The sequence below is a fragment of the Mycolicibacterium aromaticivorans JS19b1 = JCM 16368 genome (assembly GCF_000559085.1).
GTDB classification, from domain to species: Bacteria; Actinomycetota; Actinomycetes; order Mycobacteriales; family Mycobacteriaceae; genus Mycobacterium; species Mycobacterium aromaticivorans.
This window is the reverse complement of record NZ_JALN02000001.1, coordinates 3793242-3819613: the sequence shown is the minus strand read 5'-3', so window position 1 is coordinate 3819613 and position 26372 is coordinate 3793242. Positions and strand designations below refer to the sequence as shown.

The 26372-nt window shown below is 66.1% G+C and carries 26 protein-coding genes; 15 read left to right on the top strand and 11 right to left on the bottom strand.

Translation table 11 applies throughout. The features are described from left to right. Positions 1-69: 69 nt before the first annotated feature. On the bottom strand, positions 70-1143 hold the full coding sequence (ychF, locus tag Y900_RS18415) for a redox-regulated ATPase YchF (RefSeq protein ID WP_036343707.1): 1074 nt from the start codon (positions 1141-1143) through the stop codon (positions 70-72). A gap of 94 nt (positions 1144-1237) precedes the next feature. On the opposite strand from ychF, the gene Y900_RS18410 reads away from it, so the two are divergent. Continuing rightward, a complete protein-coding gene (locus Y900_RS18410) occupies positions 1238-2380 on the top strand; it encodes a DUF6542 domain-containing protein (protein ID WP_036343706.1) in 1143 nt (380 codons plus the stop codon). Positions 2381-2389: 9 nt separating this feature from the next. On the opposite strand, the gene Y900_RS18405 is transcribed toward Y900_RS18410, so the two are convergent. Next, the gene (locus tag Y900_RS18405) at positions 2390-3391 is read right to left on the bottom strand and encodes a 4-hydroxy-3-methylbut-2-enyl diphosphate reductase (RefSeq protein WP_036343705.1); all 1002 of its coding nucleotides are present in this window, start codon (positions 3389-3391) and stop codon (positions 2390-2392) included. Between the two features lie 53 nt (positions 3392-3444). On the opposite strand from Y900_RS18405, the gene Y900_RS18400 reads away from it, so the two are divergent. The 4 genes from Y900_RS18400 to Y900_RS18385 are packed head-to-tail and all read left to right on the top strand — an operon-like array spanning position 3445 to position 6620. After that, positions 3445-4032, top strand: coding sequence for a lipid droplet-associated protein (locus tag Y900_RS18400; protein WP_036343704.1), 588 nt, complete (start codon positions 3445-3447; stop codon positions 4030-4032). After that, positions 4029-5267 (top strand): exodeoxyribonuclease VII large subunit, encoded by a 1239-nt coding sequence (gene xseA, locus Y900_RS18395; protein WP_036343702.1) that lies wholly within the window; start codon positions 4029-4031, stop codon positions 5265-5267. The genes Y900_RS18400 and xseA overlap by 4 nt, the downstream gene beginning before the upstream one ends. Further along, on the top strand, positions 5264-5494 hold the full coding sequence (locus Y900_RS18390; protein ID WP_036343701.1) for an exodeoxyribonuclease VII small subunit: 231 nt from the start codon (positions 5264-5266) through the stop codon (positions 5492-5494). Before xseA ends, Y900_RS18390 begins: the two co-directional genes overlap by 4 nt. A gap of 52 nt (positions 5495-5546) precedes the next feature. Further along, positions 5547-6620: a 3-beta-hydroxysteroid dehydrogenase gene (locus tag Y900_RS18385; protein WP_109751234.1), complete on the top strand. Its 1074-nt coding sequence runs from the start codon at positions 5547-5549 to the stop codon at positions 6618-6620. Here the strand turns inward: Y900_RS18385 and Y900_RS18380 are convergent. From Y900_RS18380 to Y900_RS18370, 3 genes are read right to left on the bottom strand one after another with little or no spacing between them, the layout of a single operon-like run. Continuing rightward, positions 6617-7033, bottom strand: a complete 417-nt coding sequence (locus Y900_RS18380) for a hypothetical protein (RefSeq protein WP_131536215.1) — start codon at positions 7031-7033, stop codon at positions 6617-6619. The genes Y900_RS18385 and Y900_RS18380 overlap by 4 nt on opposite strands. Then, positions 7030-7410 carry a hypothetical protein gene (locus Y900_RS18375; protein WP_131536213.1) on the bottom strand — a complete coding sequence of 127 codons (381 nt, stop codon included), beginning with the start codon at positions 7408-7410 and terminating at the stop codon, positions 7030-7032. Before Y900_RS18375 ends, Y900_RS18380 begins: the two co-directional genes overlap by 4 nt. A gap of 22 nt (positions 7411-7432) precedes the next feature. Continuing rightward, on the bottom strand, positions 7433-9829 hold the full coding sequence (locus tag Y900_RS18370; protein WP_420329775.1) for a plasma-membrane proton-efflux P-type ATPase: 2397 nt from the start codon (positions 9827-9829) through the stop codon (positions 7433-7435). Positions 9830-9950: 121 nt separating this feature from the next. Here Y900_RS18370 and Y900_RS18365 point away from each other — a divergent pair, with 121 nt between their 5' ends. The 7 genes from Y900_RS18365 to Y900_RS18335 all read left to right on the top strand — a co-directional run bounded on the left by Y900_RS18365 (position 9951) and on the right by Y900_RS18335 (position 17361). Further along, positions 9951-10979 carry a hypothetical protein gene (locus Y900_RS18365; protein WP_131536211.1) on the top strand — a complete coding sequence of 343 codons (1029 nt, stop codon included), beginning with the start codon at positions 9951-9953 and terminating at the stop codon, positions 10977-10979. 65 nt (positions 10980-11044) lie between these two features. Further along, positions 11045-12586: an arylsulfatase gene (locus tag Y900_RS18360; protein ID WP_036343689.1), complete on the top strand. Its 1542-nt coding sequence runs from the start codon at positions 11045-11047 to the stop codon at positions 12584-12586. Continuing rightward, entirely contained in the window at positions 12587-13483 is an 897-nt protein-coding gene (locus Y900_RS18355; RefSeq protein ID WP_036343687.1) for an HAD family hydrolase, read from the top strand. Next, the gene (locus Y900_RS18350) at positions 13476-14336 is read left to right on the top strand and encodes a formylglycine-generating enzyme family protein (RefSeq protein WP_036343685.1); all 861 of its coding nucleotides are present in this window, start codon (positions 13476-13478) and stop codon (positions 14334-14336) included. The genes Y900_RS18355 and Y900_RS18350 overlap by 8 nt, the downstream gene beginning before the upstream one ends. A gap of 55 nt (positions 14337-14391) precedes the next feature. Further along, the gene (locus Y900_RS18345) at positions 14392-15459 is read left to right on the top strand and encodes an NAD-dependent epimerase/dehydratase family protein (protein WP_036343684.1); all 1068 of its coding nucleotides are present in this window, start codon (positions 14392-14394) and stop codon (positions 15457-15459) included. Continuing rightward, entirely contained in the window at positions 15456-16229 is a 774-nt protein-coding gene (locus Y900_RS18340; RefSeq protein ID WP_036343683.1) for an SDR family NAD(P)-dependent oxidoreductase, read from the top strand. Before Y900_RS18345 ends, Y900_RS18340 begins: the two co-directional genes overlap by 4 nt. Positions 16230-16233: 4 nt before the next feature. Next, a complete protein-coding gene (locus Y900_RS18335; protein ID WP_036343682.1) occupies positions 16234-17361 on the top strand; it encodes an AI-2E family transporter in 1128 nt (375 codons plus the stop codon). Here Y900_RS18335 and Y900_RS18330 read toward each other — a convergent pair. Further along, positions 17345-18250: a DUF4436 domain-containing protein gene (locus Y900_RS18330; protein WP_036343681.1), complete on the bottom strand. Its 906-nt coding sequence runs from the start codon at positions 18248-18250 to the stop codon at positions 17345-17347. The two genes, Y900_RS18335 and Y900_RS18330, sit on opposite strands and share 17 nt — an antisense overlap. 46 nt (positions 18251-18296) lie before the next feature. Next, positions 18297-19757, bottom strand: coding sequence for an HNH endonuclease signature motif containing protein (locus Y900_RS18325; protein WP_036343680.1), 1461 nt, complete (start codon positions 19755-19757; stop codon positions 18297-18299). A gap of 62 nt (positions 19758-19819) precedes the next feature. Between Y900_RS18325 and Y900_RS18320 the strand changes: the two genes are divergently transcribed. Continuing rightward, the gene (locus Y900_RS18320) at positions 19820-20275 is read left to right on the top strand and encodes a pyridoxamine 5'-phosphate oxidase family protein (protein ID WP_036347188.1); all 456 of its coding nucleotides are present in this window, start codon (positions 19820-19822) and stop codon (positions 20273-20275) included. On the opposite strand, the gene Y900_RS18315 is transcribed toward Y900_RS18320, so the two are convergent. Both Y900_RS18315 and Y900_RS18310 read right to left on the bottom strand, forming a co-directional pair. After that, entirely contained in the window at positions 20276-21073 is a 798-nt protein-coding gene (locus tag Y900_RS18315; protein WP_036343679.1) for a dienelactone hydrolase family protein, read from the bottom strand. 13 nt (positions 21074-21086) lie between these two features. Beyond that, entirely contained in the window at positions 21087-21782 is a 696-nt protein-coding gene (locus tag Y900_RS18310; protein WP_081845160.1) for a DUF4245 domain-containing protein, read from the bottom strand. On the opposite strand from Y900_RS18310, the gene glpX reads away from it, so the two are divergent. Together glpX and Y900_RS18300 are read left to right on the top strand one after the other, a co-directional pair. Further along, on the top strand, positions 21781-22812 hold the full coding sequence (gene glpX, locus Y900_RS18305) for a class II fructose-bisphosphatase (protein WP_036343676.1): 1032 nt from the start codon (positions 21781-21783) through the stop codon (positions 22810-22812). The two genes, Y900_RS18310 and glpX, sit on opposite strands and share 2 nt — an antisense overlap. Positions 22813-22824: 12 nt before the next feature. Next, positions 22825-24237: a class II fumarate hydratase gene (locus Y900_RS18300; protein WP_036343675.1), complete on the top strand. Its 1413-nt coding sequence runs from the start codon at positions 22825-22827 to the stop codon at positions 24235-24237. Here the strand turns inward: Y900_RS18300 and Y900_RS18295 are convergent. Continuing rightward, the gene (locus tag Y900_RS18295; RefSeq protein ID WP_036343673.1) at positions 24234-25436 is read right to left on the bottom strand and encodes a cation:proton antiporter; all 1203 of its coding nucleotides are present in this window, start codon (positions 25434-25436) and stop codon (positions 24234-24236) included. The genes Y900_RS18300 and Y900_RS18295 overlap by 4 nt on opposite strands. A 13-nt stretch (positions 25437-25449) precedes the next feature. Then, positions 25450-26331: a polysaccharide deacetylase family protein gene (locus Y900_RS18290; RefSeq protein ID WP_036347186.1), complete on the bottom strand. Its 882-nt coding sequence runs from the start codon at positions 26329-26331 to the stop codon at positions 25450-25452. Positions 26332-26372: the final 41 nt, after the last annotated feature.

Genomic DNA, 26372 nt, shown 5'->3' with positions numbered 1-26372 from the left:
CCCGACTGTGGGTCTCGTGCACGAAAAACGGGCTGAATTCGTGCACAACCCCCACAGTCGGCGCGCAACCTACACGTTGAACCGGAACTCGACGACGTCGCCGTCGGCCATGACGTAATCCTTGCCTTCCATCCGCACCTTGCCAGCAGCCTTGGCCGCGGCCATCGTGCCCGCCTCCACCAAGTCGTCGTAGGACACGACCTCGGCCTTGATGAAGCCTTTCTCGAAGTCGGTGTGAATCACTCCGGCCGCCTTCGGTGCGGTGTCGCCGCGGTGAATCGTCCAGGCGCGCGCCTCTTTTGGCCCCGCGGTCAGATAGGTCTGCAGGTTCAGCGTGTGAAAACCGGCCCGCGCCAACGCATCCAGCCCGCGCTCACTCTGCCCGATCGACTCCAGCAGCTCGGCCGCCGACTCGTCGTCGAGTTCTTGGAGCTCGGCCTCGATCTTCGCGTCCAGGAACACCGCATCGGCCGGGGCCACCAGCGCACGCAGCTCGGCGATGCGTCCGTCATCGGTGAGCACCGACTCGTCGGCATTGAACACGTACAGGAACGGCTTGATCGTCATCAGGTTCAGCTCGCGCAGCAGCGACCAGTCCTTGCCACTGGCGAACAGCGTGGTGCCGTTGTTCAGCAACTCCTGTGCAGCGGTGGCGGCCTCGAAAACAGGTTTGCGGTCCTTGTTGTTGCGGGCTTCCTTCTCCAGCCTGGGCACCGCCTTCTCGAGGGTCTGCAGGTCGGCCAGGATCAGCTCGGTCTCGATGACCTCGATGTCGGACTTCGGGTCCACCTTGCCGTCGACGTGCACGACGTCGTCGTCGGCGAACACCCGGACCACCTGACAGATCGCGTCACATTCGCGGATGTTGGCCAGGAACTTGTTGCCCAGGCCCGCCCCTTCCGAGGCGCCTTTGACGATGCCGGCGATGTCGACGAACGTGACCGGCGCCGGCAGGATCCGCTCGGAGCCGAAGATCTCGGCCAGTTTGGTCAGCCGCGGGTCGGGCAGCGGGACGACGCCCTCATTCGGCTCGATCGTGGCGAACGGATAGTTGGCTGCCAGCACATTGTTGCGGGTCAGCGCATTGAATAGGGTCGATTTTCCCACGTTGGGCAGACCGACGATTCCGAGGCTCAGGCTCACAGAGAAGACAGTCTAGGAGAAAGCCCCGGACGACCCCTCCGCTTGCGGCCCTGGCTGACGGTCCACATTCAGCCGGAGCCGGTACGGTCTACGTGTGTCAGCACAGCGAGCGAAGTCCTCCGTGGCGCCCGCGAACCGCTCGGCGCACCCGAACCTGTCCGGCGTGCCATGGTGGGCCGCCGTCCTGATTGCTGTGATCGCCACCACAATTGGCTTCGCCTTCGATGCGGGCTCAGGAAACAAGGAACTCGGCAACGTCTTCGCCGCCATGTATGCGCTCGGTTGTGTGGCGGCCGTTCTCGCGGTGCGCCACTCCAGTATTTTCACCGCCGTCATCCAGCCGCCACTGATCCTGTTCGTCATGGTGCCCGGGTCTTACTTCCTGTTCCACGGTGCAGCGTTCACCGGCATCAAGGACACCCTGATCAACTTCGGCTACCCGCTGATCGAGCGCTTCCCGCTGATGCTGTTCACCTCGGCCGGCGTGCTGCTGATCGGGTTGGTGCGCTGGTATTTCGGGATGTCGGCCAAATCGTCGGCGACGGCCCACCCCGACGGCGACGACGAAACCACCGCAGGCCCCGGCCTTTTCGCCGGACTGGCGGCCAGGTTCTCGTCAATGCTGCAGCACGGTGACGTCGAGGATGATGACGACGCCGACGAGACCCCCAAGCGCAAGCACAGCATCGACCGACCCGCGACCGCCGAACGGCGTCCGCGCACGGAACGGCCCGCCAAGCGTCCGGCACCGACCCGCTCGCGGCATGCCCGTCCCCCGCTCGAGGACATCACCGAGGCGCCCGAGCGGCCCCGCCGCCAATCGGCGCGGCGTCGTCCCGTTGACGCCGAGCCCGACGCACTCGACTATCCCGAGCCACCGCGACGTCGCCGTCAGCCGCGTGACCCGAACAGCCGCACGTCGTCACGCCGTGAGCCGCGCGAAACCCGCGAGCCTCGTGAGCCGCGCGAGCGCAGGGATCCCTACGGCTCGCCCCCGCTGCGAAGCAGTCGATTCGAGCCGCGCGAGGCCTACCCGTCCTACGAGCCCTACCCGCCCTACGAACCGCCGACCCGGCAACGTCCACCCGGGCGGACGAACGGCGACAGCGACACCCATCACCCGGTGTCGAGGGTGCGTTATCGCGGTGAGGTCGACCCGGAACCGGGCCGTCAGCCCAGGACGCGACGCCCCAGTGCGAATGACTGGGACGCCGAATCGTGGCGTAGCGACCGCTGAGTTGCGGAACTAGCTCCGGGCAGGCCGGATCTCGCGCGGCAGCGCGAACACCAGCGTCTCGTTGGCCGTCGTGACCGTCTGCACGGTGCCGTAACCGTATTCGGCCAGCCGGTCGAGAACCCCGCGCACCAGGACTTCGGGAACCGAGGCACCCGAAGTCACGCCGACGGTCGTGACGCCCGACAGCCAGGCCGCGTCAATGTCGTCGGCGTAGTCCACCAGCTTGGCGGCCGTCGAGCCGGCGCCCAGCGCCACTTCCACCAGCCGCACCGAGTTCGACGAATTCCGCGAGCCGACGACGATCACCAGATCGCACTCCGGCGCCATGGCTTTGACCGCGCCCTGCCGGTTCTGGGTGGCGTAGCAGATGTCGTCGCTGGGCGGGTCCTGCAGCGTCGGGAACTTCTCCCGCAGCCGTCGGACCGTCTCCATGGTCTCGTCGACGCTGAGTGTGGTCTGGGACAGCCAGATCACCTTGTTCGGGTCGCGCACCGTCACCTTGTCCACGGCATCCGGGTTGTCGACCACCTGAACGTGATCGGGCGCCTCACCGGCGGTGCCGACGACCTCTTCATGGCCCTCGTGACCGACGAGCAGGATGTCGTAGTCGTCGCGAGCGAATCGTTTGGCCTCGTTGTGCACCTTGGTGACCAGCGGGCAGGTGGCATCGATGGTCTGCAGATTGCGGGCCGCCGCCTCCTCGTGCACGGTCGGCGCCACCCCGTGAGCCGAGAAGACCACGATGGCCCCTTCAGGCACCTCGTCGGTCTGCTCGACGAACACCGCACCGGCCTTGGCCAGGGTGTCCACCACGTAGCGGTTGTGCACGATCTCGTGGCGCACATAAACGGGTGCGCCGTGCTTCTCCAGGGCGCGTTCGACGGTCTCGACGGCTCGGTCCACGCCCGCGCAGTAACCGCGCGGTTCTGCCAGCAGCACCCGCTTGCCGGTAACTGGCCCGGCAGCCGTGCTGGCGGCACCGGGAATCCCCATGTTGACGGTAGGCGGCATGCTTTCAGGGTACGTTCCCGCAACCTCGGCGGGCCAGCCGTAGGCTGGGGCCCATGGCAACTGCACCGTACGGGGTTCGTCTGCTGGTCGGCGCCGCCGTCACCGCTGTCGAAGAAACTCGCAAGCTGCCGCAAACCATCCTGATGTACCCGATGACGGTGGCGAGCACCGTCGCGCACATCGTGATGAAGGTGCAGCAGGACCTGGCTGATCTGGTGATCAAGGGCGACTCCGCGCTGGAGAACATCTTCCCCCCGAAGGACGAGCAGCCCGAGTGGGCGACCTTCGACGAGGATGCCGCCGAGGACGACGACGCACCGGTGCAGGACGGGGAGCGTCTCACCGAGGGCCGGTTCGCCCTGTACAGCGACGGCGTCGAGGTGAAGTCGCAGAACCCGGCCCAGGCCTCCACCAAGACCTCGGCCCAGACCTCATCGCCGGCAACGGCCACCAAGAGTGCGCCGCCGATCGCCGAGGAGCTCGACTACGAATCGCTGACCCTGGCACAACTGCGCGCTCGGCTGCAGTCGCTGAGCGTGGCCGACCTCGAAGCGCTGCTGGCCTACGAGGAGGCCTCCAAGTCGCGGGCGCCTTTCCAGACGCTGCTGGCCAACAGGATCACCCGCGCGTCCGCCAAGTGACCAACGCTCAGAGCAACTCTGCGGAGAACCCGTATCCGGTCCGCGCGGTGGCCATCCGCATCGCCGGCTGGATCGACAAGCTCGGCACGGTGTGGGTCGAAGGTCAGCTGACCCAAATCAACGTTCGCAACTCCACGGCGTACATGGTGCTGCGCGATCCGGCCGCCAATATGTCGCTCGATGTCAGCTGCTCGCGTGGCCTGCTGCTCGCGGCGCCGGTGAAGCTCACCGAGGGCACCCAGGTGGTGGTGTGCGGCAAACCGAGCTTCTACACCGTACGTGGCTCATTTTCGTTGCGTGTCAGCGAGATTCGCGCGGTCGGCGTGGGCGAGTTGCTGGCCCGTATCGAACGTTTGCGCCGGCTGCTGGAGGCCGAGGGGCTGTTCGACCCTCGGCTCAAGCGCCCGCTGCCGTTCCTGCCGTCGACCGTCGGCCTGATCACCGGGCGGGCCAGTGCAGCCGAGCACGATGTGACGACGGTTGCCGCTGCCCGCTGGCCCGGGGTGCGCTTCGCCATCCGCAACACCGCGGTGCAGGGCGTCAACGCGGTGGCGCAGATCGTCGAGGCGTTGCGCGAACTCGACGCAGACCCCGAGGTCGACGTGATCGTGATCGCCCGCGGCGGCGGAAGCGTGGAAGACCTGCTGCCGTTCTCCGACGAGACGCTGTGCAGAGAGATCGCCGCGTGCACCACACCGGTGGTCAGCGCGGTCGGTCACGAGCCGGACAACCCGCTGTGCGACCTGGTCGCTGATGTGCGGGCGGCCACCCCGACCGACGCCGCCAAGAGGGTGGTGCCTGACACGGCGGCCGAGCTGGCGCTGGTGTCCGAGCTTCGGCACCGCAGTGCGCAGGCGCTGCGCAACTGGGTCGGCCGCGAGCAGCGGACCGTCACCCATCTGCGTAGCCGACCGGTGCTGGCCGACCCGCTGGGCGCGCTGACACATCGCACCGAGGAGATCGAGCGGGCCCGGGCCTGCGTTCGCCGCGACGTCAAGCGGCTGGTCCTGGCCGAGTCCGACCGGATCGGTCACCTCGCGGCGCGGCTGGCCACCCTGGGCCCGGCGGCGACCCTGGCGCGGGGTTACGCCGTGGTCCAGGTGCTCAGCGGGCAAGGAGAGGCTGAGATCCTTCGCTCAATCGCCGACGCACCGGCCGGAACCGCGCTGCGCATCCGGGTCGGCGACGGTGCGATCGGCGCAACTAGCACAGGCCCGACGGACGGATCCGCATGAGCAAACCCGACGAGACGACACCCATTAGTCAGCTTGGCTACGAAGATTGCCGGGATCAACTGATCGAGGTTGTCCGGGTGCTCGAACAAGGCGGGCTCGATCTTGATTCGTCGCTGAAACTGTGGGAACGAGGCGAGGAACTGGCACGACGCTGCGAGGAGCACTTAGCCGGAGCGCGCAAACGCATCGAAGATGCGCTGGCTGTCCGCGACACCGACGAGGACTGATCCGGCCAGCACGCTAACCTGCAACATTGGAAAACTGGAACGTGTTTCAGTTATTCTCCCCGCCATGAGTGATGCCACCCTGACAACCGAGCTGGGCCGCGTCCTGGTAACTGGCGGCGCCGGATTCGTCGGCGCAAACCTCGTGACCGAGCTGCTGGACCGTGGACATTTCGTTCGCGCTTTCGATCGGGCACCGTCTGCGTTGCCCGCCCACGAGCGCCTCGAGGTGGTCCAGGGCGACATCTGCGACACCGCCACCGTCGCCGCAGCCGTAGACGGGATCGACACGATTTTTCATACCGCGGCGATCATCGACCTCATGGGCGGGGCGTCGGTCACCGCGGAGTACCGCAAGCGCAGCTTCGACGTGAATGTCGAAGGGACCAAGAACCTGGTGCACGCCGCGCAATCAGCCGGCGTCAAGCGATTCGTCTACACCGCCTCCAACAGCGTGGTCATGGGCGGCCAGCGGATCGTCAACGGCGACGAAACAATGCCGTACACAGCACGTTTCAACGACCTCTACACCGAGACCAAGGTGGTGGCCGAGAAGTTCGTGCTCAGCCAGAACGGTGTGGACGGTCTGCTGACCTGTTCGATCCGGCCCAGCGGCATCTGGGGACGGGGCGATCAGACCATGTTCCGCAAGCTGTTCGAGCGAGTGATCGCCGGGCACGTCAAGGTGCTCGTCGGCAACAAGGACGCCAAGCTCGACAACTCCTATGTGCACAACCTCGTGCACGGATTCATCCTGGCCGCAGAGCATTTGGTCCCCGGCGGCACCGCACCCGGGCAGGCCTACTTCATCAACGACGGCGAGCCGATCAACATGTTCGACTTCTCCCGGCCGGTGGTCGAGGCCTGTGGCGAGAAGTGGCCGACGGTATGGATCCCCGGCGGCGTTGTCCATGCCATCCTGACCGGCTGGCAGTGGCTGCACTTCAAGTTCAAGTTCCCTGCGCCGCCGCTGGAACCGCTTGCGGTGGAACGGGTGTCGATCGACAACTACTTCTCCATCGCCAAGGCCCGCCGCGACCTGGGCTACCAGCCGCTGTACACCACACGTGAGGCGCTCGAGCACTGCCTGCCGTACTACACCGACCTCTACGCCGAGATGAAGGGCTAACGCATCGCGTCCTTGACGGCGCGACCGTAGGCGGCTTTCTGCTCGCTCGTCACCGTAGCCGCGAAGACCATGACGACGTCCTCGACCTGGAGCATGTCGGGCACCGCGGCGGCATAGATCTCCGCTCGCCCGGTGCTGGGGAACTTCAGGATCGAGACGGTGTCAGTGTCGGTCGCTTGGACACAGCCTGCCTGCGGGCACCTGGACGCCGTCGAATCATGTGCGTTCGCGGCGGGCAGCCCGGACTTCGTGATGGCGCTCAGTACCGAGCCGACCGACGCGTCGTTGAGTATCACCGGTCCAGCCGGCGCGCTCGGCCGCGGCGGCGCACCGGCTTCCTGGCCGGCGCAGCCGGCCAACACCACGGCGAGGCCCGCCACCGCCAGGCTCAGCGGCCGCCGATGACACCTCATGGCAGTAGCCGTCCGATCGCCTCGAGATAACCGTCTCGTTCGGCGGCAGTCAGCGGCGGCGCGAATTCGACGACGATGTTGGCGAATCGAGGCAGCCCCGCCGTGACCGAATACCACTTGGCCTGCCGGACCGTGGCGAACGACTTGACCCTCAGGGTGTCGGTGACGATCGCTTGCTCGCAGCCGGCAGCGGGACACTCCTGGGCGGTGGTGTCAATGGGGTTGGGCACCGCGACACCGTCGGCGGTGAGTGCCGCCACCAGGCCCCCGGCGGTCAGCGGTTCGTGGCCGGTTCCGGCGTTGGCCGACGGCTGTTGCAGAGCAGTCAGCCCGACAACGAACGCGCCAGCCATGAGCAATCGGAGTCTCGTCGGCATCCTTCGAGGATAACGAGCGCGGTTACCGCCGATCGAGCCGGCGATACGCGAGTAACTTCACCCGGTCCTCGACAAGGAACCAGGCAATCGCATACACCCAGACCACAGCCGCCCATCGCCATCCCAGCGGCGTCATGGCGAACCCGCAGACTGCGATCACCGTCGCCACTGCCTGCGTCCCGATCACTGCCACGAGCAGGACACGAGCAGGTGCAGGTGATGACCAGAACGGGCGCCGTGTGCGAGTGACGAAAATGGTCAGATGGCCGGACACCGACAGCTTGAGGTAGATGAGGGTCCGAATCAGGTCGTGGTCCAGGCCGAAATACTTGTCGGCGAACAGGAATAGCAGAAACGTCTCGGCCACCCCCATCACGCCGAGCGCGGTGGCGATGACCAGGATCCCCCGCATGTCCCAGGACGCAGGTTTTGATGAGCCGCGAACCCGGTCGTAGGCGATCGCCAAGATGGCACCGTCGTTGAGCAACGCGAGGAACACGATCATCACCGCGGTTACCGGAAAGAAGTTCATCACGACGATCGAGAGCGTGATGAGCAACAGCACCCGGATCGTCTCAGCGATGCGGTAGATGGCGTAGCTGGTCATCCTCTCGAAGATCTCCCGCGCCTCCCGGATTGCGGCCACGATCACCGACAGTCCCGGTGCGAGCAGCACCACATCCGCCGCTGCCCGAGCGGCATCGGTCGCGCCCGCGACGGCGATCCCGGCGTCAGCCTGCTTGAGTGCCGGAGCATCGTTGACGCCGTCCCCGGTCATTCCCACGATGTGTCCTCGGGACTGCAGGAGCTCAACGATCCGGTACTTGTGCTCGGGATAGACCTGAGCGAACCCGTCAGCGCCCGCGACCACACCAGCCAGGTCTTGGTCCGCGGATGTGTCGAGCGCGGCGGCATCGAGGATCCGGTCACCGAGGCCGACCTGGCGGGCGATTTCCTGCCCGATCGCAACCTGATCCCCGGTGACCATCTTCACGTGGACTCCGAGTTCCCTTGCTGCGGCGATAGTTTCAGCCGAGTCGAACCTCGGCGGGTCGGCCAGGCCAAGCACGCCCCCCACCCGCCAGACACCGGCCGAGTCGGTCTGCGCCACTGCCAGTGAACGATAGCCATGGGTGGCGAATCGGTCGACGACACCGGCGACCGCGGTGGCGGCGGGGTCGTGTTCGCACAGGGCGGCGATGACCTGCGGTGCGCCCTTGCTCACGCGGAACTGCTTGCCGGAAACGTCGCGCACCTGCGCTTCGGTTCGCTTGCTGACCGGGTCGAACGGGACGAACAGCGATACTTCGGCCGCCGGAACCTGAACCGCACCGGCCAGTACCGCGAGATCGATGGGGTCGTTGTCCTCGGCGCGGGAGGCCAGGGCGGCGGTGGCGAGCAGTGTCTGCTCGGAAACTCCGTCGGCGGTCCAAACCGCGGCGACTGCCAGCCGGTTCTGGGTGAGCGTGCCGGTCTTGTCGGAGCACAGCAGGTCCATGCCGCCCAATTCCTCGATGGCCGGCAAGTGGCTCACCACCGCTTGCTGCCGGGCGAGTTTGCGCGCCCCGACCGCCATCGTGACCGACAGCACCGCAGGCAGGGCGACCGGAATGGACGCGATCGTCACCACCAACGCGAACTCGAGCGTCTCCAGGACGGCGTTGCCGCGGATCAGCGACACCACCGTCGTCAGTACCACCAACGCCACGGCGAGCACGATCAGGTAGTGGCCGATGCGCAGAACAGCACGCTGGAAGTGGCTGATCGTGCCGGCCGTCTGTACCAGCGCAGCGGTGCGCCCGAAATACGACGATGCACCGGTGGCGTACACGACCGCGTCCGCCTCGCCCCGCACCAGCACCGAGCCGGAGTACAGCGGTTGACCCCGGCCCCTGGTCACTGCCAGTGACTCTCCGGTAAGGGCGGATTGGTCGACTTGCAACGAAACGTCGTCGAGCACCCGCAGATCAGCAGGTATCACATCGCCGAGACGTACCCGGACCACGTCGCCGGGCACGAGTTCGCTGACCGCGACGGTGACCCACGACCCGTCCCGCCGGACGCGCGCCGAGGTTGCAAACCCCTCTTTGAGCGCGGCAATCGCGCCGGCCGCCTGGTGTTCTTCCATGAATGCGACCAGGCCATTGAGGACCAGGAGGATGCCGATGATCAGCGCATCCGCCCAATGTCGCGCGGCCAGCGACAGCAGCAGTGCCACCTCGATCATCCACGGGATCGGAGCCCAGAAATAGCCGAGGAAAGCCAGCACCGGGTTGAGGCGCTTTTCGTCGATCTGGTTGAGCCCATACCGGTCACGACGGGTCAGCGCCTGCTCAGATGTCAGTCCATGGGCCGAGGTCTCCAAAGTCGACAACGCCTCGCTCAAGGGGACCGTGGCCAGGGTGTCGTCTGCGCTCACGTCCTCCACAGTGCTCGGAAGCCGTGCCGATCGCGAGGGCCAAAAGGCCGGTGCGAGAGCGACTTCAGTACTCGGCACTCACAGCGCGTTGCCAGACTCCACACCCGTACACTCGGTTGCCGTGCCGATCCGCCGTTTATCCGCCCTCCTGGGGGCGTTGATCGCACTCGCCGCGCTGGTGGGTTGCGCTCCCAGCGGCGTGCCGGACCGGCGCGCGGACGCCGACGCGCTCGCTGCCCAGGTGCGAAATCTGCCCGGCGTGGTCGCGGCCACGAGCGACTTCGCCCGCAGCCAAGCACAGGGCATGGTCTACTCCCGGCTGTACGTCGATGTTTCCGACCACCTGACCAGCGATCAGGCCGCCGAGATAACCTCGCATTACCTGCACGACCTTGCCGGGGGCAAGTACACCGGATACCGGCTCGAGATGGACCTGCGACGCGGCTGGAATCTGTTCGCCATCGACAGCGGGACGCTGGCGATCACCAACGCGGATCAAATCGTCGAGCAGGCGCGGGACTGGGCTAGGCTCCGGCACGAATTCCCCGGCGCCACAGTCACTATGCGATCCACTATCACGCATCCAGGCGGACAGCTGACCGCTCAGGAAGCAGGCCAGTCGAATCTCGCACGCCTCGACCTCGCCGATCCGAGCGACTACAGCAACGTCAGCGCGGCGATGCGCACGTTGTCCGTTGAATTCCCGCACCTTGCGGGGCTGGACTGGTCTGTCGAGGCCGGCAAGGAGCACCCCGCCGAGATCAAGACATCACGGCGACTGGCCACGGCGGCCGAGCTGGATGTGTTCAACCGGCTCAACAGTGACCAGGCGATCGCCCATATCGATCGGCTACGGATCAATGCTCCCCGCGCCGCACCAGTTTGGTTCTCCGAGAAGACAATCGGATCACACGATATCGCGGTCGCGTTGAGTTTGGCGCGCACACATCTGCCGGTCGTGGCGACATTGCCTGCACCGGTTCTCTACAGTGCCGGCGATCAGCTGTCCGGCCACATCGGCGGTCGCGGATTCGCCCGCGGCCCAGTGGTGGTCACCGTCGGCGGATGCACCAGGTACGACCCGTTGGTGTACCTACCCACTCCGGCGGAACGACAACTGATCGCCCGATACGAGATCTGTTCGTCCTGAGCCAGGGTTCATGAATAGTTGGTGAGAGCCCACCATCGCCCGACCGGCTGGCCTAACGTCGGAATATGCCTGGAGAAAAACCCAACATCTTGGTCATCTGGGGCGATGACATCGGGATCACGAACCTGTCCTGCTACAGCGACGGAATCATGGGCTACCGCACGCCCAACATCGACCGGATCGCCGCCGAGGGCCTGCGCTTCACCGACTCCTACGGTGAACAGAGCTGCACGGCCGGCCGAGCCGCTTTCATCAGCGGCCAAAGCGTCTACCGCACGGGCATGAGCAAGGTCGGCATCCCCGGTGTCGACATCGGCTGGGCCGCCGAGGATCCGACGATCGCCGAGCTGCTCAAACCGCTGGGATACGCCACCGGCCAGTTCGGCAAGAACCATTTCGGCGACCTCAACAAGTACCTGCCGACCGTGCACGGGTTCGACGAGTTCTACGGCAACCTGTATCACCTCAATGCCGAGGAAGAACCCGAGCAGTACGACTATCCACACAAGGATCAATTCCCGCGACTCTACGAACAGGCCCTGCCGCGCGGCGTGATGGACTGCAAGGCACTGGCCGAAGACTCAACCGAACCCGACGACGAGAAGTTCGGGCCCATCGGCAAGCAGACCATCACCGATACCGGGCCGCTGACCGCCAAGCGGATGGAGACCATCGACGACGACATCGCCGATCGCACGGTCGAGTACATTCGCCGCCAGCACGACGCGGGGAACCCTTTCTTCGTCTGGTGCAACTTCACCCACATGCACCTGTACACACACCTCAAACCGGGCAGCAAAGGGCAGGCCGGCCTGTGGCAGTCGGAATACCACGACGCGATGATCGACCACGACAAGAACGTCGGCACGGTGCTCGACGTCCTCGACGAACTCGGCATCGCCGAGGACACCATCGTCATTTATTCGACGGACAACGGCCCGCACCGAAACTCGTGGCCGGACGCCGGTACCACGCCGTTCCGCAGCGAGAAGAACACCAACTGGGAGGGCGCCTACCGGGTGCCGGAGATGATCCGCTGGCCCGGAAAGATCAAGGCCGGCACCGTTTCCAACGACATCATCCAGCACCACGACTGGCTCCCGACGTTGCTGGCCGCCGCGGGAGACCCCGACGTCAGCGAGAAGCTGAAGAAGGGCTATCGGATCGGCGATATGGAATACAAGGTGCATATCGACGGGTTCAACCTGCTGCCGTATCTGATGGGCGAGGTCGAGCACAGTCCCAGACGCGGCTTCTTCTATTTCAATGACGACGCCCAACTCGTCGCGATGCGTTTCGAGAATTGGAAGATCGTGTTCGCCGAGCAGCGCTGCCAGGGCACACTGCGGATCTGGGCCGAGCCGTTCACCGAGCTGCGGGTGCCCAAACTGTTCAACCTGCGCACCGACCCGTTCGAATACGCCGACATGACATCGAACACGTACTACGAATGGTTCCTGCGGCGGGACTTCTTCGCGTTCTACGCGACGGCGATGGCGTCGATGTTCCTCGACACCTTCAAGGAATTTCCGCCGCGGCACCCACCGGCCAGCTTCAGCATCGACCAGATCGTCAAGAAGCTCGACGAGTTCCTGGCGGCCGACTAGATGCTGGAGTCGTGGACCGACGAGGCCGCGAAGTCGGCGCTGATCGAGTTCGCGGCGCGTGCCGTCGATTCGGTGGCACCGGAGGAGCTGGTCGCAGTGTTCGACAACGACGGCACGCTGTGGTGCGAGAAGCCGGCATACATCCAGCTCGACTTCCTGGTGCGCCGGATCGCCGAACAGGTCGCGGTCGAGCCCGCGCTGGCCGCCGAACAGCCCTACACCGCCGCAGCATCCGGCGACCTGGGCTGGTTCGGCGAGGCTGTCACCAAGCACTACAACGGTGACGACTCCGACCTGAAACTCCTTGCCGGAGCCGTTCTTTCAGCCAATGCAACCATCACCACCGAGGAGCACGCGGCGCGGGTCAACGCGTTCTTCGCCGACGCCAAGCATCCGACACTCGGCCGTGCGTACACCGCCTGCGGGTATGCACCGATGGTCGAATTGCTGCGCTACCTGGAGTCGTTGGGGTTCACCAACTACATCGTCTCCGGCGGCGGCCGGGACTTCATGCGGCCCGTCACGACGGCGATGTACGGCGTCCCGCCGGAACGGGTGATCGGCAGTTCGGTCGGATTGATCTACCATAACGGCGAACTGCTGACCACTGCACAGCCCGAAATCCTCAATGACGGTCCGGTCAAGCCGGTCGGCATCTGGGAAAGGGTCGGCCGGCGGCCGATCCTGGCCGTGGGCAACTCCAACGGGGACATCGAGATGCTGCAGTACGCGGTCGCCGGACCCGGGCCGTCGCTGGCGATGTTGGTCTGCCACGATGACAAGATGCGCGAATTCGCTTACACCGCAGGCGCGGAGAAGGCCGTGGCGCATGCCGAGCAGTCCGGCTGGACACGGGCCAGTATGCGCGACGACTGGAAAACCGTCTTCGGTGACTGAGCCCGAACTGATCCAGATCCCAGCACAGACCGCCATGCTGGGCTCCGACCGGCACTACCCCGAAGAAGCTGCCGCTCGACGGGTGACCATCGCCGGTTTTTGCATCCAGCCTCGGCAGGTCACCAATGCAGAGTTTGCCGAATTCGTCTCGGCCACCGGTTATCTCACCGTCGCCGAGCGGCCGCTGAACTCGGCCGACTATCCGGGCGCGCGCCCGGCCAACCTGCAACCGGGCTCGATGGTATTCCGCCGGACCAGCGGACCCGTCGACCTGCGTCATCTCAGCCAGTGGTGGACCTGGACCCCGGGCGCCTCCTGGCGGCACCCGGTGGGACCCGGTTCGTCGATCGCCAAACGGGCCGAGCACCCCGTCGTGCACGTCGCGTACGAGGATGCCGAAGCCTACGCGGCCTGGGCCGGATGGGCATTGCCGACCGAGGCCGAATGGGAGACTGCCGCCCGCGGCGGGCGCGAGCACACCGACTACACGTGGGGCGATCAACCCGAAGGGCCCACCGAGCGCCTGGCGAACTACTGGCACGGCGATTTTCCCTGGCGCCCGGAACCCGGCTACGGACGCACCACCGACGTCGGCTCCTTCCCGCCCAACGGATACGGACTGTTCGACATGGCCGGAAATGTCTGGGAGTGGACCACCGATTGGTGGGCGGGCAGCGAGGCGGCCAGCTATGACCCCGCGCAACCGCAGTTCACCATCCCACGCAAGATCGTCAAAGGCGGATCGTTCCTGTGCGCCGACAGCTACTGCATGCGCTACCGTCCGGCCGCGCGGCGCCCGCAGATGGTCGACACCGGCATGAGCCACATCGGATTCCGCTGCGTGAAGCGCTAGGACCAGTACCGCGCCCGTGCTTCACTAGAACGCGTTCTCATACGGAAGGGGCTCGATGTCCGACGCTGTGCTGGTAACCGGCGCGTTCGGGTTGGTGGGAAGTGCCACGGTCAAGCAGCTGGCGGCCAGCGGCCGCCGGGTCGTCGCCACCGACCTCGAAACACCGGCGACCGTGAAGGCCGCCGCGGCTCTCCCCACCGGCGTCCAGGTGCGCTGGGCGGACCTCACCGACCCGGCCGCGACCGAGAAGCTCCTGGCGGAGGTCTCCCCCGCCGCCGTGATCCACTTGGCCGCCGTGATCCCGCCACTGTGCTACGCCAAACCGCAACTGGCCTACAAGGTCAACGTCGGGGCAACCGCCAATCTGGTGAAAGCCCTTGAAGCTCAACATAATCCGGCGCGCCTGGTACAGGCCTCCAGCATCGCGGTGTACGGACCGCGCAACCCGCACCACATCACCGACGTAGTGACCGCTCAGACGCCGGTCAACCCGTACGACAACTACGGCAAGCACAAGGTCGAAGCCGAGGCTCTGGTGCGGGCGTCGAGCCTGGACTGGGTGATCCTGCGACTCGGCGGGGTGCTGACCACCGAACCCGACCTCGGGATGGACCCCAACCTGATCTTCTTCGAAGGCGTACTGCCCGCCGACGGACGGTTGCAGACCGTCGACGTCCGCGATGTGGCGTTCGCGTTCGCGGCGGCCACCACGGCCGACGTCTCAGGCCAGACCCTGCTGATCGGTGGCGACGACACCCACCGGCTGCGGCAGAGCGACATCGGGCAGTCCACCGCCGCCGCGATGGGTCTCGTCGGTGCGCTGCCCGCCGGCCGCAAGGGTGACCCGAACGACGACGGCGGCTGGTTCGCCACCGACTGGATGGACTCGGCGACCGCACAACAGGTGCTCAAACATCAGCACTACTCCTGGCCCGACATGCTGGCCGAAACCGCCGACAAGGTCGGCTGGAAACGCTACATCTTCCGGGTTATCGCGCCACTGGCTCGCGAGTACCTGAAACGTCAGTCGCCGTACCACGGTCAGCCACCGGGATACGGCAACCCATGGGAGGCCGTGCGGCGCAAGTGGGGAGCTCCGGAGAACGACGGGAAGGTGTCATGACCGAGCAGGTAGCCGTAATCGTCGGAGGCGCATCCGGGATCGGCTGGGCGACGGCTCAGACGCTGGCGGCCCAGAGCATCCGCGTGACGATCGCCGACCGCAACACCGATCTGGCTCGCGAACGCGCGGCGACCCTGGGTGATCCGCATGCGTGGGCGGAGGTGGAAGTCACCGACGAAGCCTCGGTGGCAACGCTTTTCGACGGCGTCGTGGAGCGTGAAGGCGGCTTGCACGTGGTGGTGAACTGCGCGGGGTTCAGCGGCTTCGGTGTCATCACCGAACTCGACGCGGAGCAGTTCCGCTCGGTCGTCGACGTCTGCCTCAACGGTGCGTTCCTGGTGATGAAGCATGCCGGCCGTCATCTCGGCGAGGGCGGTGCGCTGGTGTCGCTTACGTCGCTCAACGCCAGGCAGCCGGCGGTCGGGATGAGCGCGTACTGCGCGGCGAAGGCCGGCTTGTCGATGCTGACTCAGGTGGCGGCGCTGGAGTTGGGTCCGCGCGGTATCCGGGTCAATGCCGTTGCGCCCGGCTTCGTGCACACCCCGCTGACCGAAGGCGCGGCCATGGTCCCCGGTGTTGTCGACGAGTACGTCGAGAACACCGCGCTCGGCCGGGCGGGAACGCCACAGGACATCGCCGACGCGGTGGCGTTTCTGTGTTCACCGCAGTCGTCCTGGCTCACCGGGGAGATCCTTGACCTCAACGGCGGCGCACACCTCAAGCGCTACCCCAACATTGCGGAGCACCTGACCCGGCTGATGAATCCATAGTTCGGTGAACACCGAGTTCACCGTCACCCAGAAGCGCGCGCTGGCGATCGTCACGCTGATCGCCGTGCTGCTGGGTGCCTACTTCCTGCGGCACTACTTCATCCTGGTGGTGATCGCGGCGATAGTCGCCTATCTGTTCACCCCGCTGTACAACCGGTGCCGGGGCCGGTTCGGGACCGGGTTGTCGGCGACGATCACAGTGCTGGCCGCGCTGGCCACCGTCATCATACCGGTCGGCGCGCTGGTGACCCTTGCGGTGCTTCAGGTTTCGCACATGGTCGTGCATGTGGCGGAGTGGGTACAGAACGCCGACATGTCAACGGTCGGCAATCAGGCACTGGACTACGCCAATCACGCGCTGGCCAAACTGCCGTTCGGCCACTTCTCGGTCAGCGCCGACTCGGTGCGCGGATCGCTGGTGAACGTCTCGCAGAACCTCGGCCGCTGGCTGCTGCATGCGTTGCAGGGCGCGGCGGGCGGTGCGATCGGCGTGATCACGTCGGCGATCATCTTCTTGTACGTGCTGGTCTCGCTGCTGACCAATCAGGAGCAGCTGCTGACGCTGATCCGTCGGCTCAACCCGCTCGGCGAAGAGGTCACCGACCTCTATCTGGCGAAGATGGGCGCGATGGTGAAGGGAACGGTCAAGGGCCAGTTCATTATTGCGCTGGTTCAGGGCTTACTGGGGGCGGCGTCGATCTACATCGGCGGATTCCACAACGGGTTCTTCATCTTCGCGATCTTCCTGACCGCACTGTCGGTCATCCCGCTGGGCAGCGGCATCATCACCATCCCGTTCGGCATCGGGATGATGTTCTTCGGCAACATCGGCGGCGGCTTGTTCGTGGTGCTGTTCCACATCATCGGCGTCACGAACGTCGATAATTTCCTGCGCCCCATCCTGGTACCGCGCGAGGCGCGGCTGGACCCCGCGCTGATGTTATTGGCGGTGTTTTCCGGGATCGCGATGTTCGGCTTCTGGGGCATCGTGCTGGGCCCGGTCCTGATGATCATCATCGTCACGACGATCTCGGTGTACCTGGCCGTGTACAAGGGCGTAGAGATGACCTCACACGAGCCGCCCGAGAAACGCCGCCGGTTGTTCCGGCGGAAAGCTAGTCGACCTGTTTGAACCAGGAGATGACGACCATCACCATGGCGGCGACCAGGGCGACGATCACCCACAACACCAATGCCATGTCGATCCACGCACCCGGCGGCGGAGCGCCAGGCAGAATGTTGCGCAGCGGCACAATCGCGAACAGCATTGCGGCGTACCACGTTGCGAACGGCATCTGGAATTGCTTGCGCCGGGTGATCACGAGCACCGAGGTGAAGATCGCGATGGTCGGCAGGGTGAGCAGCACGATAACAATGCCGAGGTCGAATGCCAGCGGACCGAGGGCTCGGCTGAACGTCACCTGCGTGGCATCGCCGTCACCCTTGGCTGCGGGCGACGGGGCGACCTGCTCGCTGGACAGGTCCCAGCCCTGCAGTGCCCCGGCGACCTGAACCTTGGCCGGGATGATCTTGCGATCCTCGCCCTCACCCACCAGTAGGTCGGCGCTCATGCCTTGGGTCTCGTAGCGATCGAACGGCCAGGTGTTCACATCACCGTCGACGTCGATGGTCGTCGCCACCTCTGCCGGCGCGGCACCGGCCGGGAACTTCAAGTCGCCCAACGAATTCCACGGATGCAACCGCACCGCGATGTCTTCCTTGAGGGTGTCGAGCTTCTCATCCACCAGCGAATCAGCCGGGATGACAAGCACTTTGGCGTCCACCTTGTAGTCGACTGTGCGTAGCGACTGCAACGTGATCAGCACGGTTGTCTCTGATCCATTGCCTTCACCCGACGCCTCCAGCTCTTTGGCGGAGCCGGACAGCCACCAGTAGCCGAACAACGTGACGATGTAGGCCAGCACGACGACCAGCACGGTGAGGATGGCGACGGTCTTGCCGCGCGACCCGGGTTTCGCGGCGGGGGCCGGAGTCTGCGGCTCGGCGGGGGCGGTGGTCACGCGGGAATCGTATATTGACGCATTCGAATGCGCTGGTCTTTCCTGCCTAAAAAGGCGGCGGATCAGCGTCGTTCGACGGTGGTGCCGGTCCGAGTAGTGCGCTGTGGCGCCCTTTGCGTTGACGGTGGTTGTGCCGGCGTTCGCCGGCGATGTACTTCGCGCGGTTCTGCGTCCGCGTGGTCTTGCGACGCGGCATGAACAGGGTGCGATCACCCGGTGCGTCGATGTCGGCGAGTCGATGCAGCGGCGGCAGCGTCGGCGTCATCAAGCTGGGGAACAACAGCGCACTGCCCGGTGTGGTGACATACGTCTGATCCCCGGGCAGCTCCCAGATGACCGTGCCATCAGCCAATTGCGTGTCGCGCCAACCCCAGAACGTTTTCAAGATATGACAGCGACGGCATAAGCATTTGACGTTGCCGGCGTGGGTGGGGCCGTACGGGTACGGGACCGTATGGTCTAGATCGCAGTGCGTGGCCGGCCGGTCGCAACCCGGTGCGCGGCAGGTGAGATCGCGGGCGCGCACGAAGTCGGCGAGTGCGCGGGACGGGCGGTATCCCCGCTCTGGCGCGAGGTCGGCGGGGTGAGTCAGCGGACTGAGCTTGGCGCCCTTGGCCACCTCGGCCACCACCTCAGCCGGGATCACCCAATCGGCGTCGATCAGGTAGCCGGGCTCATCGGAGCGCCCTTCGACGGTGGCCTGCTCGGCGACGACGTGAATCACCACCGGCCCCGACACGGGCCGGCATGCGGCCGAACAATTCGGGTCGCCGCACCGGCAGGCCAGCCGGTCAGCGCTGATCGCCATGGCGCCGTAGGCATCGGCATGCCGTTGGCCCGCGGTGCGCGGGTCGGCCTCGCACACAGAGTTGGCCAGCGCGTCGAGTCGCCGCTTGAACAGTTCGGCGTCGGTCGCCGCCACCCGTGCGATGACCTCGACGCAACCGCGATCCTCGTCGCCGAACACGACCTCGCGGTCGCGGACCTTGCCACGGACCCTGCGCACGGCGTCCGGGTCGTACTTGGCCACAACGCGGTCGATCTCGGATGCCAACCGGCCGCGCGTCATCGACGGCCACCGGGCCGCCCGCACCGCCAACCGCCGGTCCACCTCGGTGAGGACGGCATCATCTGTGATCAAGGCGGTCCGATAAACGACCGTCTGGAACATCTGCACATCGATATCGCCCGCGATGAAGATGGCCGCGACCGCGGGCAGCTGCTTCATCGCCAAGCCGTAGTTCATGTAGCTGCCCGCCTTGGCCGAGCTGACCCGGAGCGCGGCAGAGACTTCGGCGCCGACTGCCGCCCAGGTGTCGACAGCCCAGTCTTCTCGTTCCCCACGCTCGCGGCGTCGTAGTTCGAAGAGTTCGGAAATGGCCGCCAGTCGCCGCGCAGCCGTCTGATTCTCCGCCCTCGCGGACGCGACGATGCTGGCCAGCAGGGCGCGCGACTCCGCCGTGTCCGACGGCTCGAAGTAGTCGTGCAATTGGCTGGTACCGAACATGCGTTCGATATTGCCATCGGGGTGTGACACGTTCCGACGAACCCAGTGACAGCATTGACCTCATGACGACGTGGCGGGATGTCCAAGCGGCCGCTCCCGAGTTCGCCCGGCGAGTGCAGTCACTGTTCGACGCGCACAAGCACAAAACCATTGCGACGCTGCGCGCCGACGGGTCACCGCGAATCTCCGGCATCGAAACCGCCTTTACCGACGGCGAGCTCACGTTCGGCTCGATGCCCAATGCACGCAAGGGTTCTGACCTACACCGCGATCCCCGATTCGCGTTGCACACCGCGACGGTCGATCCGGTCGAAGGCAACGAAGCAGAGTGGCCCGGCGAGGCGAAGATCGCGGGGCGGGCCGTCCACTCCGGCTCGATCCCCGACGGGCCCGACGGCGACCTCTTCCGCGCCGACATCACCGAGGTCGTACTCACCCACCTCGACGACTCCGCCACACTGCTCGTCATCGAGTGGTGGACGCCCACCAACGGACTGAGAGCCGTCGAGCGCGAGTAGCTACGTCAGCCGGTCCCTGAGGAATTGGACAACCCGCTTACGCGCCTCGTAGGCAGGCTGGTTCTCGACCTCGCGCACCTCAAGGGTCAGCACCGAATGAGCCAGCCGGCCGAACCCATGGGCGTTGCCCGGCGACGAATCCAGCTCGATGACCTCAAAGGCATCTCCGAGCCGGTCCTTGAGCGTCGCGAACCGCTCGGCCGGCGACATCGGATCGCCGCTGAACCGCAGCGCCAATGCGCACAACCCGTCTTCGGCGACCCGCTTCTCGATGACCTTCAGCTCCCCCTCGGACAGTCCGGGGTCGCGCTTCTGCTTCGGGGTCAAAGCGATCGGCACCGACGGCTGGCTGAGCACCGGAGCCAGCACGCTGTCGTCGACCGCGGCCGCCAGCGCGAAACCTCCGGAGAAACACTGCCCGATCACCCCGACGCCCTTACTGCCCGTCTTCTCCTTCAAGTCCCGCGCCAGCGCCCGCAAGTAGTGCGACACCGGTCGCTCCTTGTTGGTCGCGAAAGCCGCGAACTCCTTGGCCACGCACCCGCGTGCCAGATCCACGACCATCCCCGGACGCTGCGCCGCCGCGCCTGGCGTGCCATACAACGACGGAATCGCCACGGTGAACCCGTTGTCCACCAAGTAATTTCCCAACCCCAGCACACCGGGATGCACACCCGGCATCTCCGGGATCAGCACCACACCCGGACCCGAGCCCTTGCGATAGACGTCGTGGGTGAAACCGGCCGCGGAGAACGGCTCTGCGACCCATCCGGTCAGGTCGGCTTCAGGTCCAGGCATTGACGTCTCCTCTTCAGCCAGGCGGCAGGGGCTTCTGCGTCTGCGTGGCAACGGCCAGCGTACGGAAGTCGTCGCTGCTCCCGGCCCCGGTTATGGCGACTTGGGCGGGGCCGGCCTGGCTGTCGAGGCGGGTGGTCCACACCGGTTCGGTGCCCTCGCCGCCTTCGTAGACGATCCACTTCACGCCGTCGACGTCTTGGGCGCCGGTGGGATACATCGACCGGTGGATCGAGCCCACCAGCGCCTGCTCGTCGGCGTTGCTCTGGGTGAGGCTCACATACATCTTGGACGCGGCGAGGTAGCCGACAGTCGCGGTGACGGCGCGCTGGTGCTGCCCGGTGGCGTCGGTGCGGCCGGCGTCGATTCCACCTCGGCCGCCGGAGTTGGCCCGCCAGCCGGCCGGGACCTGGGGCATCCGGATCGGGATGGCGAGCGTTTCAGCGTCGGCCTTCAGCGCGGCGGCAGCGTCATACGGCGGTGGCGTCCCATCGCGAGGGCTGCTGGGCCGCACCGAACACATCCCCACCAGCCCGGCCAGCGCGATGCACGCCACGATCAAGGGCGCCAGCGACCAGAACATGTCGCGACCGTCCTGGAGCAGCCTGGGCTTGGGCTCCCGGGGCGGTATGCCGGTCTCGGACGGGGTACTCACGCCTGCCAGTATCCCAGGTCTGGACGGCTGGCCGGCTTCTGGGACAATCTCAGCCATGCCAGACACGCGCCGCCGTGAAGCGCCCGATCGCAACCTCGCCCTCGAATTGGTTCGGGTAACCGAAGCAGGCGCCATGGCCGCCGGCCGGTGGGTCGGCCGAGGCGACAAAGAAGGTGGTGACGGCGCGGCCGTCGATGCCATGCGTGAGCTGGTCAACTCGGTGTCGATGCGCGGCGTCGTGGTCATCGGTGAGGGCGAGAAGGACAACGCCCCGATGCTCTACAACGGCGAAGAGGTCGGCAACGGCGACGGCCCGGACTGCGACTTCGCCGTCGATCCGGTGGACGGCACCACCCTGATGAGCAAGGGCATGCCGAACGCGATCTCGGTGCTCGCGGTCGCTGAGCGCGGCGCTATGTTCGACCCGTCTGCGGTGTTCTATATGAACAAGATCGCCGGCGGTCCTGACGTCGCCGACTTCATCGACATCACGTCGCCGATCGCCGCCAACATCCAGCGCATCGCCAAGGTACGTAAGGCCTCGGTCTCCGACATCACCGTCTGCATCCTCGACCGGCCGCGGCACGCCAAGTTGATGGCCGAGGTCCGCGACGCCGGCGCCCGTATCCGGCTGATCTCCGACGGCGACGTCGCCGGCGCCATCTCGGCCTGCCGGCCGGAGTCCGGCACGGACCTGCTCGCCGGCATCGGCGGCACGCCTGAGGGCATCATCACCGCCGCCGCGATCCGCTGCATGGGCGGCGAGATCCAGGCCCAGCTGGCGCCCACCGACGACGAGGAACGTCAGAAGGCCCTCGACCGTGGCCACGATCTGGATCGGGTACTGACGACCCGCGACCTGGTCGCCGGGGAGAACGTCTTCTTCTGCGCCACCGGCGTCACCGACGGCGACCTACTCAAGGGTGTCCGCTACTTCGGCGGCGGCTGCACCACCCAGTCGATCGTCATGCGGTCGAAGTCCGGGACCGTCCGGATGATCGACGCCTACCACCGGCTCTCCAAACTCAACGAATACTCCGCGGTGGATTTCACCGGGGACAAGACCGCCGCATATCCACTCCCCTAAGAAAGGCGTTTGATGACCGACAGTGCTGTCGAGGGCGAATACCGCATCGAGCACGACACGATGGGCGAGGTCCGGGTACCGAAAGACGCCCTGTGGCGCGCCCAGACCCAGCGAGCCGTCGAGAACTTCCCGATCTCCTTCCGCGGCCTGGAGCGCACCCAGATCCGCGCGCTGGGCTTGCTCAAAGCCGCTTGCGCACAGGTGAACAAGGACCTGGGCAAGCTGTCCGCGGAAAAGGCCGACGCGATCATCGCCGCCGCCGGTGAGATCGCCGACGGGCTGCACGACGACCAGTTCCCCATCGACGTGTTCCAGACCGGTTCGGGCACCAGCTCCAACATGAACGCCAACGAGGTGATCGCCTCGATCTGTGAGCGCAACGGCGTGACGGTGCACCCAAACGACGACGTGAACATGTCGCAGAGCTCCAACGACACCTTCCCCACCGCAACCCATATCGCGGCAACGGAAGCCGCTGTGCGCCATCTGATTCCGGCGCTCGAGGTGCTTCATGAGTCGCTGGCCGGAAAGGCCCGCCAGTGGCGCACCGTGGTGAAGTCCGGGCGCACCCACCTGATGGACGCCGTCCCGGTGACCCTCGGCCAGGAGTTCGGTGGCTATGCCCGCCAGGTCGAGGCCGGCATCGAACGCGTGAAGGCCACCCTTCCCCGACTTGGTGAGCTGGCCATCGGCGGCACCGCGGTCGGCACCGGCCTCAACGCCCCTGACGGCTTCGGCGCCAAGGTTGTCGACGTGCTCGTCGAACAGACCGGTCTGGCCGAATTGCGCACGGCGAAGGACTCATTCGAGGCCCAGGCCGCCCGCGATGGACTCGTGGAGGCGTCCGGCGCACTGAAGACCATCGCCGCGTCGTTCACCAAGATCGCCAACGACATCCGCTGGATGGGTTCGGGCCCGCTGACCGGATTGGGCGAGCTCCAGCTCCCCGACCTGCAGCCGGGCAGCTCGATCATGCCGGGGAAGGTCAACCCGGTGATCCCCGAGGCGGTCACCCAGGTGGCCGCGCAGGTCATCGGCAACGACGCCGCCATCACGGTCGGCGGCCTCTCGGGTGCGTTCGAGCTGAACGTGTACATCCCGATGATGGCGCGCAACCTGCTGGAGTCGTTCACGCTGCTGTCCAACGTGTCGAAGTTGTTCGCCACCAAGTGCATTGACGGCCTGATCGCCAACGAGGAACACCTGCGCGAGCTCGCCGAGTCGTCGCCGTCGATCGTGACCCCGCTGAATTCGGCGATCGGTTACGAGGAGGCGGCGAAGGTCGCCAAGCAGGCGCTGAAGGAGAAGAAGACGATCCGGCAGACGGTCATCGACCGCGGCCTGATCGGCGACAAGCTCTCCGAGGAAGAACTGGACAAGCGCCTCGACGTGCTCGCGATGGCGAAGGTCCGCGACGGCGACTAGCTTTCGGCCTTCGCCGCGCCGAAGCGACGAATCCCCAGTGGCGCGGTGACGCTGTGCATCAGCAGGCTCAGCGTCACCGCGATCACACCGGCTTGGGTGAGCACATCGGGATGTTGGATCTCACCGCGCTCGATCACCAGCAGCCCCAGCACCACAGTTCCGATCCCCCTAGGCCCGAACCAGCCGATGAACACCCGGCTGTAGGCGGGTAAGTCGGTGTGGATCAAAGCGACCAGCACCGCGGTCAGGCGCACCCCGAACAGCGCCACGATGCAGAACAGCACCACTCGCCAGCTGGTGTGCTGCCAGGCGTCGATCACCGCGAACGCGCCGAACATCGCGAACACCAACAGCTCCAGCAGTTGTGCTGTCGCATCGGAAACCTGGTTCGAAACTTGGGTTTTACTGCGCCGCGCTACGACGGAGAACGCCAGACCGCCGGTGAAGGCGGCGACGAATCCGCTGGCGTGCACGCGCTCCCCGAACTCGAAACAGATCAGTGCCACGGCCAGGGTGGCAAGTTGTGCCCAGGTGTCGTTCATCCACTCCCGCCGCCGCGACCACGCGATCAGCACCGCGCCCAGCAGTCCGACGGTCGCCCCGATCGCCAGCGACACCACCTCGGTGCGCAGGACGAACCAAGTCCAGTCCCGCGGGCGTTCGTCGGTTTGGGCCGAAGCCAGTGCGAGCGCGGCCAACAACACCGCCAGCGCAAAGCCGTCGTAGAACCCGCTTTCCACCGACAGCGCGTTGCGCACCCGCTCCGGAATCCGGCCGTCCTCGGTCAGCGCTTCGATAAGCGCCACTTCTGTGGGCGCCACGATCGCCGCCAGGCACACCGCCTCCCACCACGGCAACACCGGAAGCAACGCCGCCGCGGTCAGCGTGCCCAGCACCAGAGTCAGCGGTATCCCGATCACCAGCAGCCGGAATGTGACGTGGCCACGCCGGAGCACCTTGCCCGGATCCAGCTTGGCGGCCTGGTTGAACAGGATCACGGTAAGCGCGAGTTGCGCCAGGATCGTGAAGCCTTCGGTACCCGGGCCGGCTTGCAGAAGGTTGAAACCGAAGGGGCCGAACAACATTCCCAGCCCCACGAAAATCAACGCCGGGGCGACGTACCACCGGCCGACCAAGCCCGACACCACGGCATAACCCAGGACCAGCAGGGTAAGGACGAACGAGGTGGCGGTGTGCACCTACGCGGGCCGGCTATGCGCCGTTGTTGGGGCCGCCGGAATTGGCCCCCGGGATGTCGGTGATCGGAATGTTCGGCATCGGTTTGGGGGACGGCGTGGCGGGCAGGGTCGGGATGTCGCTGGCGGGAATGTCCTGGAGGTCGTTGGCCGGCGGGCCGTTGTCACGGCTGCCGTAGACGCTGCCCGGCGCACGCGGGCCCAGCATCTGGGTCACGGTCACCAGGTGATAGCCGTTGGCCTTCAGCACCGGGATGAACTGCTCCACGAGGTCCACTGTGGACGAGTAGACGTCGTGCATCAGCACCACCGAGTTGGGCTTGATCTGGGTCATCAGCATGTATCGGGTGGCGGCGGTGTTGGAGTCGTTCATCCAGTCGAACGGGATCACGTCCCACAGGATCGCGGCGAGCCCGTACTGGGCAGCAACCTTGTTGACCGCATCGTTGGTGAGTCCGCCTGCCGGGCGCCACAGCACCGGGGTCTGCCCGGTGGCCGCCTTGATCGCATCGTTGGCCTTGCTGAACTGGGCAGGCACATCCTCTGGAGGGATCGCCGTCATGTTCGGGTGTTCCCAGGTGTGGCTGCCCAACTCCATACCGGCGTCCACCACGCGCTTCGCGCCGGCGGGGTTGGCCGCCACCTTGTTGCCGATCTCGAAGAAGGTGGCCTTGGCATCGTTGTCGTTGAGGATGCCCAGCAGCCGGTCGGTGTACGGTGACGGCCCGTCGTCGAAGGTCAATGCCACACACTTGACCACCGAACAGTCGACGGAATCAGCCTTGGCCACCTTGACGTGCCCGGTGAAGCCCCCGATCACGACCACGGCCACGCCCGCCACCACACCTACGACGGTTCGCAGATAGGACCAGGACAGGCTGTCGGGGCGGCGTGACACGCGGCTCATTTTACCGGGCCAAGCTGCCTGGTCCCTGACAC

Bases quoted from the DNA above. Each gene is read 5' to 3' on its own strand.
- Y900_RS18405 (WP_036343705.1), bottom strand. From the start codon at position 3,391: ATGCCGCCTACCGTCAACATGGGGATTCCCGGTGCCGCCAGCACGGCT.
- Y900_RS18400 (WP_036343704.1), top strand. From the start codon at position 3,445: ATGGCAACTGCACCGTACGGGGTTCGTCTGCTGGTCGGCGCCGCCGTC.
- Y900_RS18390 (WP_036343701.1), top strand. From the start codon at position 5,264: ATGAGCAAACCCGACGAGACGACACCCATTAGTCAGCTTGGCTACGAA.
- Y900_RS18380 (WP_131536215.1), bottom strand. From the start codon at position 7,033: ATGAGGTGTCATCGGCGGCCGCTGAGCCTGGCGGTGGCGGGCCTCGCC.
- Y900_RS18375 (WP_131536213.1), bottom strand. From the start codon at position 7,410: ATGCCGACGAGACTCCGATTGCTCATGGCTGGCGCGTTCGTTGTCGGG.
- Y900_RS18360 (WP_036343689.1), top strand. From the start codon at position 11,045: ATGCCTGGAGAAAAACCCAACATCTTGGTCATCTGGGGCGATGACATC.
- Y900_RS18355 (WP_036343687.1), top strand. From the start codon at position 12,587: ATGCTGGAGTCGTGGACCGACGAGGCCGCGAAGTCGGCGCTGATCGAG.
- Y900_RS18345 (WP_036343684.1), top strand. From the start codon at position 14,392: ATGTCCGACGCTGTGCTGGTAACCGGCGCGTTCGGGTTGGTGGGAAGT.
- Y900_RS18340 (WP_036343683.1), top strand. From the start codon at position 15,456: ATGACCGAGCAGGTAGCCGTAATCGTCGGAGGCGCATCCGGGATCGGC.
- Y900_RS18325 (WP_036343680.1), bottom strand. From the start codon at position 19,757: ATGTTCGGTACCAGCCAATTGCACGACTACTTCGAGCCGTCGGACACG.
- Y900_RS18320 (WP_036347188.1), top strand. From the start codon at position 19,820: ATGACGACGTGGCGGGATGTCCAAGCGGCCGCTCCCGAGTTCGCCCGG.
- Y900_RS18315 (WP_036343679.1), bottom strand. From the start codon at position 21,073: ATGCCTGGACCTGAAGCCGACCTGACCGGATGGGTCGCAGAGCCGTTC.
- glpX (WP_036343676.1), top strand. From the start codon at position 21,781: ATGCCAGACACGCGCCGCCGTGAAGCGCCCGATCGCAACCTCGCCCTC.
- Y900_RS18310 (WP_081845160.1), bottom strand. From the start codon at position 21,782: ATGGCTGAGATTGTCCCAGAAGCCGGCCAGCCGTCCAGACCTGGGATA.
- Y900_RS18300 (WP_036343675.1), top strand. From the start codon at position 22,825: ATGACCGACAGTGCTGTCGAGGGCGAATACCGCATCGAGCACGACACG.